The sequence below is a fragment of the Thiospirochaeta perfilievii genome, from assembly GCF_008329945.1.
Taxonomy (GTDB): Bacteria; Spirochaetota; Spirochaetia; order DSM-2461; family DSM-2461; genus Thiospirochaeta; species Thiospirochaeta perfilievii.
The window spans coordinates 3,542,611-3,560,000 of sequence record NZ_CP035807.1 but is presented as its reverse complement, the minus strand read 5'-3'; the positions used below and the strand labels follow the sequence as shown (position 1 = coordinate 3,560,000).

General features: G+C 29.4%; 2 protein-coding genes. Both read right to left on the bottom strand.

Going from position 1 to position 17,390, the window contains the following annotated elements; all coding sequences use genetic code 11:
• Nucleotides 1-177: 177 nt before the first annotated feature.
• Entirely contained in the window at nt 178-16,035 is a 15,858-nt protein-coding gene (locus EW093_RS16490; protein WP_149569450.1) for an OmpL47-type beta-barrel domain-containing protein, read from the bottom strand.
• Nucleotides 16,035-17,375: a hypothetical protein gene (locus tag EW093_RS16485; RefSeq protein ID WP_149569449.1), complete on the bottom strand. Its 1,341-nt coding sequence runs from the start codon at nt 17,373-17,375 to the stop codon at nt 16,035-16,037. Before EW093_RS16485 ends, EW093_RS16490 begins: the two co-directional genes overlap by 1 nt.
• Nucleotides 17,376-17,390: the final 15 nt, after the last annotated feature.

The window sequence follows — 17,390 nt, the reverse complement described above, 5'->3', positions numbered from 1 at the left end:
CACAGTTATACAGATGAAAAAATGCTTTTTTCTACCAATAGACCTCTACTGTCAATAGAAACTTTTGTTGAATAATCCTGTAATAAACCGCCTAAAAATAAAATAAAAGTAAAACTTTTTCGATAAAAAGCGTTATTACATACGAATAAGGCGGTTTTTTTAAATCAACTAATCAAGCTAATGGCCAGTAATTACATTTTTTATATGATTAAATGTTCTTACTAATTCTATACTAATAATTTTAAGATTATCAGAACCGCTTATTGTAAGGATATTATCCTTAACATCTACAGATGTCTCCACACTATATATTTTACTTTTCTGAGTTGTATCTATAAATATAGTATCATCCTCAAACTTTATATAAGGAACGTCTTTTTTACTTAATGGTCCTAATAAAACTTTTACTTGGTACAAGCCATTATTAACCAGATAATCAAAGGATGAGTTCTTCTTTAGATAAACTGATACTTTTCCATTATTTATCTTTGCATTAGAACTGTGATCTTCTGAGAAACCATAAACTCGTCCATCTTCATGGGTTGAATACCTACCTAAAAAGCCCTCTGTAAAGTTAAAAACTTCTTTTTTATATTTCTCTACCACATTTAATTTATGTTTATTTATCTTCATGTACTCACCATAAGTAAGAAACATAGATTTAATCTCGGTTATTCCTATTAAATTAGGGGTATAATTGCCCTGAGATATTTCTCCAGAATTTGTTTCCCAACTAATTTTGGGAATAATAGTATCCCCCTCTATACCCGTAACAGAGTACTTAAGTGGTGTAGTTATATTAAGAAGAACTTGTGAACCTGATACTGGTTCAGATATAACTAATCCACTACGGTTTTTAACACTGTATACCCTTTTTTTTGATATAGTATAATATTTTACTCTATCCATAGGATTTTCCACTCTAACATCAACTTTAAGCTCTAATGAACTGTTTTGGTCTAGATATGGAAGTTCTAAAAATCCTTTAGTATTAGATCCTAGAGAGATCCAATCATCCCCTAACAATCTATAAGACCATAATCTAGAAACTTCTCCTGCAACTAAAGAAGATTTACAGAAATAATTACTTAATGGATATAAAGATTTACCTGGTGTAGGACTTATAATATTTAGACTTGCTCCTGAATTTCTTTTTGCAATAATAATATTTGGACTTGAATCTTTCCAATTATATGATCCAGGAATTACAATAAAATCTCCCTGTGCAAATATTTTATGATAGACATCTGCCCCTCCAGGAAAATAACCAGGGGAAATTTCCACATCCTTTTCAACTAAATCCCAACTATCATCTAAAATGATCCTAGAATCTTTGTTTTTTAATAGATATAAATCTATTATTAATCCAGCATTAAAACTGTAAAAGTTTTTATCCATTGAATTCTTATTATTATAGTCGTTAAGAACCATCTCGCCACCTGCTAAATAATCAGGAAGCTGTTTTATCTTTATATCTTTCTTTTTACTATTTTTTATTGTAAATAGATCATCACCAATTTGAATATTTTTATTTATAGAGACTCTACTTTGACCCCACTTAGTTGATAAGTTTTCTATTAAATTAGCAGACTCAATATTAGTAAGATCCAAAACTATCTCTTTCCAGTAGGAGCTCCTTTCCGAGTTATCAACAGACCTAAAGGTTATTTTATATATTTTGCCTTTATTAAAAGAGATAGGTTCACTATATTTAGAAATAATACTGTCATCAATTTTATATTCCACTCTGTTAATCCCACTAAATGAGTCCTCCGCCTCTATAGATAAAATTTCTTTATCCCCATCATCAACAAGGTTATAACTAACCGTTGGATTGTTAAGATCAATGGATATGGTTTTACTAACTTTTGACTCTAAGTTTCCTGCATTATCCTGACTCCACCATGAAAGTTGGAAGGAGCCCTCTTTGTCTAAAAATATTGGATCTTTATATGTGAACTTTTTCCCATTTTTTATATAATAAGTACTATTTATATCACTTAACTCATCGGTGGCAAATAGATTCAGAGTAAGAGCCTGCCTATAAAAACCTCTATTTTTATTTTTTGAATCGATAAACATTTCTGTTTTTGGCTTAACTGTATCAATTTTTAGCTTTAGTGATGATAATTTCTCTGATAAGCCTAAATTATCTGTTGAAAAGTAACTAAGAGTATATTTACCATCACCTAGAGTTTTAGGCTCTGAATACTTTATATAATTATTAGAATCGATACTGTATTTTGCCTCACACCCCCCTTCCTTATCAAAAGAAGAGAGATCAAAAATTGGATTAATATTATAGTAACCATTTAATCCATTAGGTTTTATTGGTGTAATGTTAAGAGTAGTAACAGGAGGTTCAATATTTACTGATCCTCCAAAACAGATAACCCTATTCTCTTCATCTAAAACATAGAGATTTTTACCACATGAAATCAGAGATCTGTAGTTTCCCAATCCTCTCCATATGATCTTTCCAGAGAATAAATTAATTGAAGTTATCCCTGTTTCATTTAAAATTATTAGTTTATCCTTTGTTAACAGTTGTTCGTCAACTTTAATATTTTTATAAATTAAAGACATATCTGATCTATTTAATATGCAGATTTCTGAATCATTGTAAGCAACTGTAAAATACTCACCAACAGCTAATTTTCCATCAGCTATCCCGGTGTTAATAGTTTTTCCTGTTTTGTACTCTTGATATCTTCCATAGTTATTCATAGTAAAAAGATTCTCTTTATATGTTGTAACAAAACAGATCTTTACATCTTCTTCAATAACTAGGTTGAAATTGTTATTTTGAAACTCTTCAATCCTATTCTCATTAAGCTTGAGAAGAGAATCTTCTGTGGTAATTACTCCATTTTCTAAAACTACACTGTTTACACCTGATCTAACATCCAAGTTATCAATAGAGAGGGATTCAACTCTACCATTTATCCTTATATATACCCGATTTTTTAGGGTATTATACTGTGAAACTCCTTTAAAAGCTGCAACTTCTCCTCCTGTGTTCTGATCATATATAATAAGATATTGATCATTATAGAGAGTATTACTAACACTACTTGTTAAATCTAAGGAGTCTCTAAATCTACGTTCTAAGGATAGAATAAATCCCCCACTTAGTGATGTTTTTACAATCTCTGCGTTAATTCTATACTTAAGTTTCCCTGTTATTTTATCAAAAGCCTCTATAGTTGAATTTGATACTCTATAAATATTTCCCATTGATGATAAGAGGTACTCTGCATCTTTATCTTTTTTAGACTCCCATAAAACTTTATCGTTACCAGGAGATAAGGTATTATTAAATTTATTATTTCCATTAGGCCCCTGCTGTCTAAACCAGCCGCTATCAAGAACTGTAATTGTGAACTCTTTTTCACTATACCTTTGTTTAGATTCACTAACTCTAACTTTAAAATTATAAGAACCAGGATTAGTTGGGACTCCATATATCTCACCAGTTAATCGATTTAAACTTAAACCATAAGGGAGAGTACTATTTTCTAATAGATCAAATGAATAACCATTTAGGTTATTCTCCACAATGAGTCTATCACTATACTCATTATCTACTCTTGCGTCCTTTAAAACACTATTTTTAAAAGCGATATTATTCCCAATTGAAACTGTTATCACTCTACTTTTAATAATACTCTTACTTCTTCCTTCTATAGTTACATTATATGTCCCACTCTTTATACTATTATTAGTATCTATTCTTATATCAACTAAACCATTTGGAGTAATACTAGATTCGCTTAAAATAGGATTTATTAAGCTACTATTTGCATATACATCTAATTTTACATTATCAGCATATCCATTTATATAAACTCTTTTTGTGATACTCGTTCCAGGAACAAGTTGAATAGTATCTCTAGGAGGATAAATATTAAAGTTATTATTTTGGATCTCAAAAAGGGCACCATTTGAAGTTTGCATACCTCTTTTGACTGTTAATACACCATTTTTTGCATCTTCTGGTAGAATAAATTGTATATAATCTTCACTTTGATTAAATTTGGGTATAGTTATACCATTTAAGTTAACTTCGGAGTCAGGGTAAAAGCCGTACCCATAGATTGTAATAGAATCTCCTATATTGCCTCTATGGGATGAGAGTGCCGAGATATATGGAGAGGGATATTTATCTACAACATTTACAAAATATGTATTTATACTATTACCTGTTTTAACTTTAATAGGATATGAACCATTAGGAGTCAATAATGGAACAGTAACCTTTAACACAAAATTAGAGTTAACATCTATACTCTCTGTTATGGATATATCCCAATTTTTTGGAGCTTCTATCAATTCAAAATATACTCTTTCTTCAAACCTGTTATACGGTTTAATTTTACTATATAGCCAAGTACTTCCACCACTTATTATTGTTGTTGACTTTTTAATTTCATTAATTTTATAATATGGCTTTAATAGGTTTATCTTTTTACTTCCATCTAAAGATCCTGGGTTTAAAATTTTAAGTACCCCACTATTATCTAAATTAAGACTTGGCACAATAACATTTAGTGTAGTCTGATTCTGCCTAACAACTTCACACTCTACACCTCCAAAACTAACTGTAGTATTAGTTGAAAAACCTGAACCCTTAATTTCAACTTTTGTTTCATCGTAAACATGCCAGTTTTTTGGTATTATATTATCTATCTGGGGATCAGAGTATTTTATTATTACTGGAATAGAAATATCCTTGAAAACATTTTCATTCCCTATGTTTTTAACTGAGACATCTATAAAATACTCACCTGGTTCTACATATTTTTTTACTTCAATTCCATAATTATTTTGAATTAAATATTCTCCTACACATATTATATCAAAATCAAAACTGCCAATATCTTCTAAATTTATCCTATTATTTATCTGTCTTAATGATAGAAAACTAGGGATATTATTTATTTCTAACTCAACATAATCGTTTGAACCATTAGTTTGAATAAATTGCTCTGCTTCTACTACTATTGAACCTTTTGAACTACTATCTATATCAACAATTATTGAGTCTGTTTGTAAATTAAAACTATTTACTAACTGTTTACTCTTATTATAGTCAACAACAACTAAGTTTGATTTCTTCCCTGCTTGACCAATATGGTCATAAGGTATTACAGATAAGGTGTATATATCGGACTTTGTTAGGTTTGAAAGTGTAAACTTTGTTAAATAACCAATGTTTAAAATTTCAATCTCACCTGTTTCATTATTTTCTATATTTAAGTTAAAACCCTTAGCTTTAGACTTCAATTCATGACTAAAAGAGATATTAACAACATTATCATCTGAAATTCCAGCGACTAAATCATTTATTTTAGGAAATCCAAGAATATCATTATTAACAATTATTGAACCCTCTGCATAGCTGTATAGCTCTGGATTTTGACCATCATAAATACCTGCATAGATATAATATTCACCATTATCTAATCCACTAGTATCTATGGTGTAATCAAATATATCTGTTTTTTTAGGAAAAAATGATCCTAACTCAATCCCATTTAAAGCACCCTTTTCCCTTGAAGCGTAGATTGAAATTTCAGGATTTTGATTGTTATAGATAACGTAAGTACCATTTACATCATACTTTTTTGTACTATGTTCTTTAATAAAGCTAGGAGAAACCAGCTCTATTTCAGGGTTTTTATCAAAACTAATAGCCTCTAAATTATACTCACTACCTAGTACTAAGTTATTAACCTCAACTTCCCACTGGCCATCTTCAGGGTTAACGACTGCCATTAATATTTTATTAGCAATTCTCTCTACAACCACGTTTTCATCACCCTCTGAATATCTTACTCCAGAAGGACTTATTGCAACTATAATTGGATCTCCATCTATAAAATCAAGACTAAATATAATTCTTTCCCGACTGTTAGGTTTTTCTATACTCCGACTTAAAGTATTCTCACTTACAACTGAATATCTCTTATTTATTAATCCTCCTAATAAGTTATTAGGCTTAATAGACCTTGATACACTATCAAGAAGAGAATATGAATTAACATCTCCAAGCTTAAAGTCACCATTTGTTCCTACATAGAACCCCTTTTTCCCTATTATTTTCAGGGAGATATAACCTTTAAACCCGTGCCTATCCCCTTTAAAGTCCCCAACTTCTAGTCCTAGAACCCCTAAATTAAAAGGTTTATCAGGAAAACCAAACAATAGGTCCTGAACAGAAACTCCTGCAGTTGCTTCACCACAGAACTTTGCCATATTGTTTTTCTCAAAAATATGAGCTCGAATAAATCCCTCTACAAAAAACTTATTTATTAAATTTACATCGACTCCAGCACTAACCTCTAACCCATATGATTGTGTATACAAAGCTAAAGCCCAAGCTTCAAATAATCCATTTAAGAATTGGAGTTTTCCTTTTAGGGCAAAATCCATATTGGAGACATTTAACCAGAAGTCTGCTTCACCTTGAATTTTTTTAAGCTTATCAGTAAGAGTAACTCCTAACTGAATCCTCATTCCATCTGTAAACTTCTCTCTAAACTCATTAGGAAGGTCGTTACCAGGAGGACCAAATGCCAAACCACCCCTTATACCTGTAAGAAACATACCGGTTGTAGCTAAAGGAATACCTCCAGTTGATGCTTCAAAACTAAAATACGCATATTTTAACCCAATGGGGTAGTTTGGTATTGATAAATCTACAAATGAGATTGTAGCTTCAATTTCACCCATACCTGCTATAAAAACAGTTCCTGTTGCACCAATTTCATAGTCATCACCGCTTATTGTTAATATTGCAGCCATATTAGAGAATTTCATCACCCCAGTATCAATATCTGGAAGTGTAAAACCACCCCCATTAATACTTAATCCATTTGAATCTATAGAAACATCTGCTAACTCTACACTTGCTGCCCCTAATGCATCAGGTAGTTCAAACATTGCTTTTGAGCAAGTTATTTGTTGGTTGTTTACATCTAACTTTGGAGTAAAGAGGGATATAGAACACCCTAAAATATCAACCTTTAAAACTCCAACATTAAAATCTCCATAAAAGTTTCCACTACTATTTATACCACCATTATTAATTTCAACTTGGCCACTACCTAAAGAAGTTGGTAATTCTAATATTGCCGACTGGAAATTAAGCCCATTCTCATTTAATTTCATATTTGAGATAAGGCAACCCATATCTGCATATTTAAGATACAGTGTAGTTAATGTTATGTTGGATTGAGTAATCTTTCCATTCCAATCAATAAAAATGGAGCCCTCTGTTCTAGATGAACCTTCAAGTCCATAAAAACCATTTTCTAGTATTAAAGAGACAGAGGAATTTATACCCTGATCAGAAATCGATAGCTTTTTAAGGGATAATGTAACACCTTTTATAAGTTTGTATTCTAGAGGTTCTCCTGAATTTAAACCTAGGTTAAAAGACTTTATACCACCATTAGTTGAGAATATTATAGAACCAGTTAATAGTGAACTTCTTATCTCCTTAGGTAACGAACTACTTAATAGTTTAAAATCACCACTTATATAGAAATCCAGTGCGTCATTATTAACACTGCTTCCTACTGTAATTTTAGCATTATTCAGTTTTAGTTGGTCTATAATTGTAACATTATCAGCTTCACCACTAATATCAAGATTCAAATAACCCTTAGAACTAACGCTAAAGTTGTTAATATCTATAATAATGTCACCTACAGTTTTAGGTAATTGAAGAGAACCAGAGATGGAAGTAACTATATCATTCTCATGATTTGATAATAGGGATATTGAACCATTTAAAAGTTTAATATTATCAAAAAGGTCAAAGCTTTCAGGTATTTCAAAATTTAAGTCACATTTATCAAAACCCATCTCTGTATTAAGAATTAACTCATTAACTTCAATAGATCCTCCCCTAAGTCTCTCTATTGTAAAGTTATTACTAAATTCCAACATCGTATTTTTAAATGAGAACTCTAAACCACTAAGAGATTTTTTATCTCCTACGACCTTATGGATAGGTAGAAGTGTTACATTAGAACCAGATTTTAAAGTTATATCACCTAATAGTGGTTTATCTGATGATATAGTTAGACTTGAGATAAAATTATTTACATTACCAAGGGAGTCAAACTCACCAAATAGTGTAAAAATCTCTCCACCAATTCCAGGAAATGAATTAGGGATTTCTACATTACCACCTAAAACAAATGTTATAACATCAGATTTGTTAGTAAAGTTTACACCAAATTCAAAATCACTAACCTGAGTACTTAAAAAACGTTTTTCATCAATTAAAACTTTTGCATTTAGGCTAATAATTTCCCTATTGAACATATCAAAACTAAAGGATTCTATCTGTAAACTATCTCCAACCATATCTTCAACAGCGAATGATGTCCCTATTTCTATCTTCCCATCTAAATTTATTAAAACTCCATAGTCTATAGATGATTCAATACCGATATAACCAGAATATAGTAATTCTCTATTAGGGGTTAAAGAGAGGTTAAAGCCTTTAACTCCAGCGATTAATTCTCTTATTGAAAAATCACTATTTATTTGCAACTTATCAATGACTAATACAGGAGAAGTTTTTTCACCTTTAAATAGATTATCTAATGGAAACTCTCCAGCTAATATAAATCCGTCTAAAGAGGAGTATGAAATATTATTAATAGTAAAGTTGTACCCTTGGCAATCAACAATAACGTTACTAATATCAATAGAACCAATATCGAATTTATTTGTATTAAAATCAAAGTATAAATCTGTAAATCCAACACTATCAACAGAGATATTATTTAACCAAGTAGTTGGAAAATTTATAATACCATTTCCAACAATAATACCTCTATTTGAAATACTAATTTCTGATATCTCAGTAGTCCAGCCATCTAAAACTTCTATAATAACACTATCTAACTCAACATCAAAAATTAATTGATTTGACTCGAAGTTGTAATTAAATGTTTTTATATAAAATACTCTTCCCGCTAATTCTGAAATCCCAAAACCTACAGGAAATTGTACAGACCCCGCTAAATCCAAAACACTATCTTTAAGAGATAAGTTATTTATATATAACTCAAATCCATCTATGCTAATAGGTTCTACATCTGATCCAGAAAGTTGAAAAGAACCATCCTTACCGATTCTAAAAGAGCTTATATTTATAGCCTCACCATTTAAAAGTTCATTTTGAGGGAGTTCTATTATACCATTAGAAATAGTGATATAGTCTGGGTTTAATCTGATTTTTTCAAATGAAAAGAACGTTTTATTATAGTAAAATTCCAATGAGTCAATAACTGTATTTGTTTTAAATTTGACTATATCCGAATCCCTATAAAGCAACATATCTTCAAAGTATAGTGTTCCATAACCTAACTCCTTAGGTAGTGTGACCAGGGATTCTAGGAAAATCCCTTTTTTAGAAAATCCACCCTGTGTTAAAATCATAGACCAGTCAGATATTGTTATTGATTGATTTTCAACTTCTATATAACCTCTGCTTAAAATAGTCCCAACACTATCAAATGCGCTATTTTTAATGATAAATGAGTTATTATCATCTAGTTTGACCAAGCTATCTTCAATAAATATTCCATCTTCATATATTATAAAATTACTTATATTTACCTCTACATTATTAAAAAAGACTCCCAAAGAACTCTTAATAGGAGGAGATATAATATTCCAATCTAGGTCTATTTCCATAGAATAGTTATCAAAAACTAAGGGTTTTAAAGCTCCCATAAATTCTGGAAGATATAAGTCACCCTTTAAATAGAGTTTCTCATCTCTATATTGAATTCCACTAGCCTCTACGGTATAACCATTTTCACTTACAAAAGATTCAGGGATAACTTCTGAGCCTGAGGCAAGTATCTCTCCATTACTGTTAAAAGAAATATCCTTAATTTCTAAATTAATACTTTTATCCCGATTGTAAAAGTTTACTGATTTAAAATTAATTATGTGTTCATTTGCATTATCTAAAATAGTTACTCCATCTACTAAAACATTATAGCCACCAATGTTAACTTGAGAAGTTTTAGTAACGGTATCTAATATGTCATAGGTTCCATCAGATTTTAGTATAAAATTATCAAGATTTACTCTCTCTAAAGTTCCTAGGATAGGTAATTCAAGAACTGTCTCACCTGTAATTCCCTCTTTTGTAAAATATGGATTGTATATATTAAACTTCCATCCATTTTTCTCAAAACTTATTTTAGAAGGTAGAGGATCATAAGTAGTAGCATAAAAATTTGTTTTTAAATTTAATAGTTTAACTTTTTCTATACTCGAGCCAGTAGGAAGTGATATATAGGACTCTGGAATCTCTATTAAGTTATCGTGATATCGGCCTGTTTTAAATATCATCTTAAAGCCATTTTCTAAGGTTATGGATTTTGTTTCTGAATCAATTACTCCACTACCAAATGTTCCTACTTTTGTCTGAGGGTTAATATCAAGTACAATATCTTGAATAACAATATTTTCAGTTTTAAAAAAATCTGGAAGTTGTATTTCCGTTCTTTTTGCAACTAGGTTACTATTATTAAGTTCTAGATCAGTAACCTTAAAACTGTTATCTACGGTTTTGAAATAGTCTATATTTTTTAATAATAAGACTTCCCCTACAGAGTTAATACCTTTTCTAATAATATCCTTATAATTAAAATCAATAATCATATCGAATATATTGAATTTCAACCCTGTTTCAAAGGGAGATAAATCAATAACTCCTAGGTCTATAAGATAACCATTATTTACTATTTTTATACTATTAGCTAAGGCAAATAGATTAAAACCTGATCTAGTTATTAAACTGAAATTGTTTATTAAATCTCCTGTAGAATATTCACTTACCCCAGAATTAGTTAGGGAGAGATTTTTAAAATTGGAGTTCTTAATGACATTGTTATTATATAAAACATTGCCGTCTCCACTAATCCCACCCTTTGAAAAATTAAGATTATCAATATATATTAAGGAACTATTCCCTTTATCTATATAAAAGGGGGATACTAATGTGGGAGAAGAGAGAATATTTCCGTATTGATCTATTCTTAAGTTTACAATCTCTACCTTGCTAATATTACCTTCAGAGTCATAAACATTGTAACCTGGCTTCAAATTTAACTCTGCTTTATCAATGACTAGCTTATTTTGTATAATTCTTGAATTTGTAACCTTCAAACCTAAAGAAGTTTCATCAAATCCAATGGTAAATAGTAGTGTATTTTCTATATCTCCACTAATAAATGTTCTACTAGAATCTAGAAGAATATTATATAGATCAATTTTTTTACTAGCCCTATTGTTAAAGTCAACAATATTTAGATCAGAATAAGGATTCAAATCAATAAATCCGTTATTAAGTTTTAAAAACTTTTTATATAATGAGACATTTGAGACTCCTGAAATTAACCATGAAGGGGTATTTTTATAAGTTGATAAAATTTCAAAGGGTATAATTTCATTTTGATCTGATTCTAAATCTAAACTTGAGGCAGATTTTATATATATATTATTAAACAGAATATTTTTTAACTCATTCTCATTTATTTTGTACTCTAAACTCCTTTTAGTTAGAGTCAATCCATCTCCTTGATTTATAATGATACTACTATTTAGATTAGGATTTAATTTAAAGCCGTGTATTGTCGTAGAAAAGGATCGACTATTATTCTCACCAGAAATAAATTTATTATTATCAAATAGAAGATTGTCTAAACTAACCTCATTAATAACTACATCACCATCTATAAAATCTAAAACCTTTGGAATGAAAAGCACTCCAGTTGACAATGATATATTACTACTATTTAATTCACCTTCGACTCTATAACCACTAAACTGGGATGTGTAACCTATACTCTCTGGCTCAATAATAGTATTACTAATATCATCAATGTTAAACTCTATTGAATCCATGCCAATAAGGGACTCTGTAGAGTCTGAAAAAGCATAAATCTTTACTTTATATGTCTCTCCAGGTTCAAGGTTATCTAATAAATACTCCCTTGAAGAACCTGGAAGTATAGTACTTATACTAACTCCATCTTTTACCAAAACAATAGATTGGGATATTATACGATTTTTAACTTCCCAACGAATCAAAGAACTTCTAGTCTCTATACTGTTTTTTATTGAACCTATTTTAACTTCAGGAATATCTCTATTTATCTTAACTTCAAGAGTTCTTGAATTATTTTTATTAACATTACCACCATAATCTATGGCATCAACATGAACAAATAGGGAGCCATTTACTGTAGTGTTATCAAAGGGTATGTGTAGGTTAAATCTATCTCCATTTTTAATAACATTGCTGGTATCTCCTTCTGAGAAATTATGACCATCGCTACTTAAGTAATACTTATACTTTTTTACTCCTGTCATATCCCAAGGATTATCCCAGAAAATATCCACATAATCATAGGAGTAATATTTATTCTCATCAGTATGAGAAGAAGAGTTTACCTCTAAAAACTCAGGGGGAGTTGTATCAATTCTAAAATGATATTTATTTGAATAGGGACTTAACTGATCTGTATTACTTTTAGCTTGAACAATTAGAGTATAGAATTCGCTAGGTAGATTATCTTCTAAAGATTCAAACCCTAAATGTGTATATATGCCATCTTCTGCACTAATCTCCCCTGATAAAAAATTATTCTCTTCTTCAAAATTTAAATAACTACCCTTAAATAACTTATAATTATACCCTGTGATAATAATATCTCCATAATCAATATTAACTCCGAGACTATCTTTAAGTTTAGGAGTTATTATAAATTGAGGACTGTTATATGTAATAACATCAGTGGCTAGTTTAGCCTCTTTAACACCGAAGATTTCAGGAGGCATAATGGAGCTACTATTAAATCTAATTGTTCTAAACATATAATCCTCAGAGAGATTTCCTGCATCATCTACGAGATATGTATAGATATAATATAGCCCATTTTCTTTAAGATTAATTTTAGTTTCAGAATTATAGAATTTAACCTTTGATTCTAAACTCTCTATAACCCCTGGTTGATCCTTAGTTATATAGAATTTATACCTTGGATTAATTATACTTTTATCGTAACCGGAGTATTTCATATTTAGATTTTGATCTCCTGTAACATCATCATTACCTAAGATTTTATTATCCTTAGAGATTATCAAATCTAAACCTTTAATCGATGGTGGGGTTCTATCTAAAACAAAACTCTTATTATGAGAACCAATATTCCCTGCTAAATCTTCACCATAAATAACAACATTATAAGTTCCCTCTGCAAGGGATTTAGGAAGAGGGATACTAAAATCTGAAGAACTACCTATATTTAACTCCTTAGTTATATTAGTTCCTTCAATTAGATATTTAATATTTTTAAGATTATCCTCTTCTATAGATAGTTGGGATATATCCACTTTTGAATTAGCTTTAGTATCCATAACATTACCATTTACACTAATACTAAAGTCGATAACAGGTTCTTTTTTATCAATATATATAACATCAATTTTTGTTACAGGAGACCAGATATCAACATTGTTTTGAGTTCTAAACATAATATCATTCTGATTCTGGAGAATAGTTACATAGTCTCCTGTTATCCACTGAACTCCACCATTAAGTGAATACTGAGTTCTTTTTATCCCCGATTCTCCATGAATTATATTTGATGTTAAAGTTACACTCTTATTTGTCCATGTAGATGGATTTCCACTAATAGATATTGTGGGAACTTTTTTATCAATCTTTGAGATGAAAGTTACTCTATTTTTTTGTTCTGTAATATTTCCTGCTCTATCTTTTGCATAAAACGAGTAACTTCCATTATCAGAGTTAGTTCCTAGGGTAATAAGACCACTATCATTTAAAGGGTATTGGGTTCCATTTACAGAACCTAATGGTTTATAATCATAGAAGATATTATACTCCTCTGATTCATTTAAAACTGATAATTGTAAGTTAATATCCTTTGAACTCCAAGAGTTTGAAGGCGAAGTTGTTATTAACTTAAGTTGTGGAGGGGTCTTATCAACAGTATAACTGTAAACTAAAGCTGGACTTGAATTATTATAACTATCAACAACACGTACAAAAAGAGTTTTAGAACCATCAAGAATATCTAGCTGATTGTTACTACCTATAACAGTATCTCTCTTTAGGTCCTTTATAAGGGGAACCCAGTTCTTTCCATCAGTACTATATTCATAGTTAAATTCTGAACTACTTAAATATCTATTTTTATATGTAGAATTAGGTTTAAAACCAGAAACACTTGGTTTTTTCAAACTTAAAGTTTTTAAAACTATTTCACCTTGGGTATAATTATCTATAATAAAAAAAGAGGATTTATCTAGACTTAACTGCAAACCCTTAACACTGCAAAAAGTAAAAGAACTATCTTTAGATTTATTACCAACATTATCAGTAACTGTAAATTTAATAGTATGAGGCCCTAATTTTAGTTTTGATAATATATTAAAATCAATAACATACTTATTATTAACACTATCCTTTTTAGCTATAAAGTTAATATTTGTTTTATCATCTACTGTAACATTTAGTGTACCTAAGTCTAAATCCTTAGTGTTCAGGTCTAAAATTTCGATTTGAAATTGATCTGATTGTAGTATAGAAGGTGTTTTAAGATTAAAAGTTGGTGGAGTTTTATCTATATTATCTATAATAAAATCTTTATAAGTTGTGCTACCTGCAACATTTGTAGTTCTAAAATAGATTTTTGAATTTTCAACAATTGAAGTTGTAGTTTTCCCATAAAACCAATTTATCTTATCAAAACTATACTCTGTTGAAATTATTCCAGACTCTGGGTCTGAAGTTATAGCAGTTACAGTTTTAGAGTTATTTGTCCAACCCTTTGGAGATTCAAAAAGTTCAATTACTGGATCACTTTTATCAATATTTTTTATTTCATATGGTATATCATTTGACCAACTTCCTGCCCTGTTTTTTACTCTAAAATTCAGAGTACTATTTGAATCAACTTTTACACTATCAACACTTGTATATATATCATTTTCATTTTTTACTTGAACTATATAGGGGCCTCCTGACTCATCATCAAAAGGTGTAGGAGTAACAGTTACAGAACCATCTGTCCATATATTGGGGAAGTTTGAAAAATTTAGTATAGCTGGAGTCTTATCAATATTTTTAACAAAATGTTTATACTCCTTTGACCATATTCCCGCATTATTTCTAACCTTAAAGTAAAAAAAGTTATTATCGTTAACTTTAATAGGAGAACTATAAGATTTCCAACTACCAGTATCTCCTTCCCTATATAAAATTTTATTAACTTTTGATGGTCCAGTAATAGGGCTTACTGTAAGGTAAACACTTTTATTTGTCCAAGTGTCATTATTTGGGTTTTGTATTACTGATAAAGAAGGTAATATTTTATCTATATTATTAACAACTCTTTTTATTGTTTCAGACAAATTTCCAACTTTATCTTTCACTCTAAAATAAACATATGAGTTATTACTATATAATTTAACCTCAGAACCTTTATTAAATGTGATATTATTTAGACTATACTCAATTTCATCTAACCCTGACTCTTCATCCTCTCCAGTTGCAGTTACAGTAACAAGGCCATCTGTCCACGAGTTAGGTTTTATAGAAGTTGAAAGAGTTGGAGCTTTTACATCTTTAAAAACAGTAATTGATGCAGTGTCAAGCTCCTCACGTCCAGAACCTAAAAAATATCGATAATAAATTTTGAATGTATAGACTCCAGGATCTTTAACCGGTAAATCCATGATATAATCATTAGTTATTCTTCTCGTTTTTAATAACTTCCCTTTTTCAGAGTAGACTTCAAAATCAAAAGATGCTGTCTTCCTTGTAACGTCAGCTTGACAATAGATAGTAATAGATTCTTTAAAATAATTATCAATTTGTGAAGATGTTGGGGTAATTAAAACAGCTTCATATGAAAAGAGTTTAACTGTTATTAAAAATAAGTAAATTATGAGACTTTTTTTACCCATTATAAAGCCCCTATATATTTAACATTTGCTATACTAAATAGAATATAGTTATCAAATATTATTGGAGGGTGATCAGAAAAAAGATAGTCCCAATTTTTCTCTATAATATACAGATTCTCTATAGGTAGAATAAATAATCCAGGCTTATAATCTAGAAGACCACTATTCAAAACAAAATTATTCATCTCTATTTCAGAAAAATTAACAATCCCTTCTTTACTTAAATAATTTAAGGATAAAGTTTTAGATATACCACTATCCTTAATAGTAAAAAGGAACTTATTTAATAAAAAATAATTATTTATAACAGATGTATCTATTTGATAAGATTGAGTATTTGACTCAACAGAAATTATTTCCCCAGTACTAGTAATTTTTATATCTTCAAAAGCGTACTTTATACTTGAATCAATTATATATTGATCTGGATCTAACTCCTCAAAAGTGTCTAATGAAAAAAGTTTCTCACCACTATATAATGCTAAATAATTGTTTAACCTATTACTGTAATAGTTAAGCCCTTCCTTAGAATAATTATCTACTTCAAAATACATTAAACCCTTATTTTTAAAATAGTAGTAAGTACTTAACTCTTTATCTTCTGAATATAAGAGTATTTTTGGTGTAGTCTGTATAATTGAAAAGGATTTAATGTCATTAATAGGCATCTCTTTTATATATTTAGAAACGACTTCTTTATTATGGATATAGAAGTGCCAAAGTTGATAACTTTTTTTATCCCTTAATATTAGGGAAATGTTTATATTATATGCAACATCAGTATAAACAATATCTTTCTCATAATCCCCATCTATAGGTATACTGTTTTTTAATACTTCATCTTTATTCAAATAATAATTCAGAAGTATAATTTTTGATTTTTCATATATTATAAATATAGCTTCATCAAATAATAACTTAATAGATTTAAACTTTATAATACTATCGCTTTGGTATATATCTCTAACTAAAACTAAAGAGTTGTTAATAAATCTAAATAGTAAAATGTAATTAGTAGAATTAGACCTGCAATGTATAAGTAATATATTATTATCATTACTAAAATTTACACTTTTAACACCATGGATTATATCAATATCAAAAAGACCAAAATCTAAATAATAGGTATCAAAATAACTACTATTTACAGCCTTTTTTTTTGCAATTAAATTCCCCTGGGATATCCCAAAAAAATAATCATCTCCACTTCTTGATCTAATCATAGCTTGATCTGTTAGATTAGAAACTCCATAGAGCTCATAACTATTCTCAAAAATATTTTCATTGGAGAAAGTAAATGAGAAGGATAACAATAGAGTAATAAAGATATAATATTTCATAACAACCTACTTATA

Bases quoted from the DNA above. Each gene is read 5' to 3' on its own strand.
- EW093_RS16490 (WP_149569450.1), bottom strand. From the start codon at position 16,035: ATGGGTAAAAAAAGTCTCATAATTTACTTATTTTTAATAACAGTTAAA.
- EW093_RS16485 (WP_149569449.1), bottom strand. From the start codon at position 17,375: ATGAAATATTATATCTTTATTACTCTATTGTTATCCTTCTCATTTACT.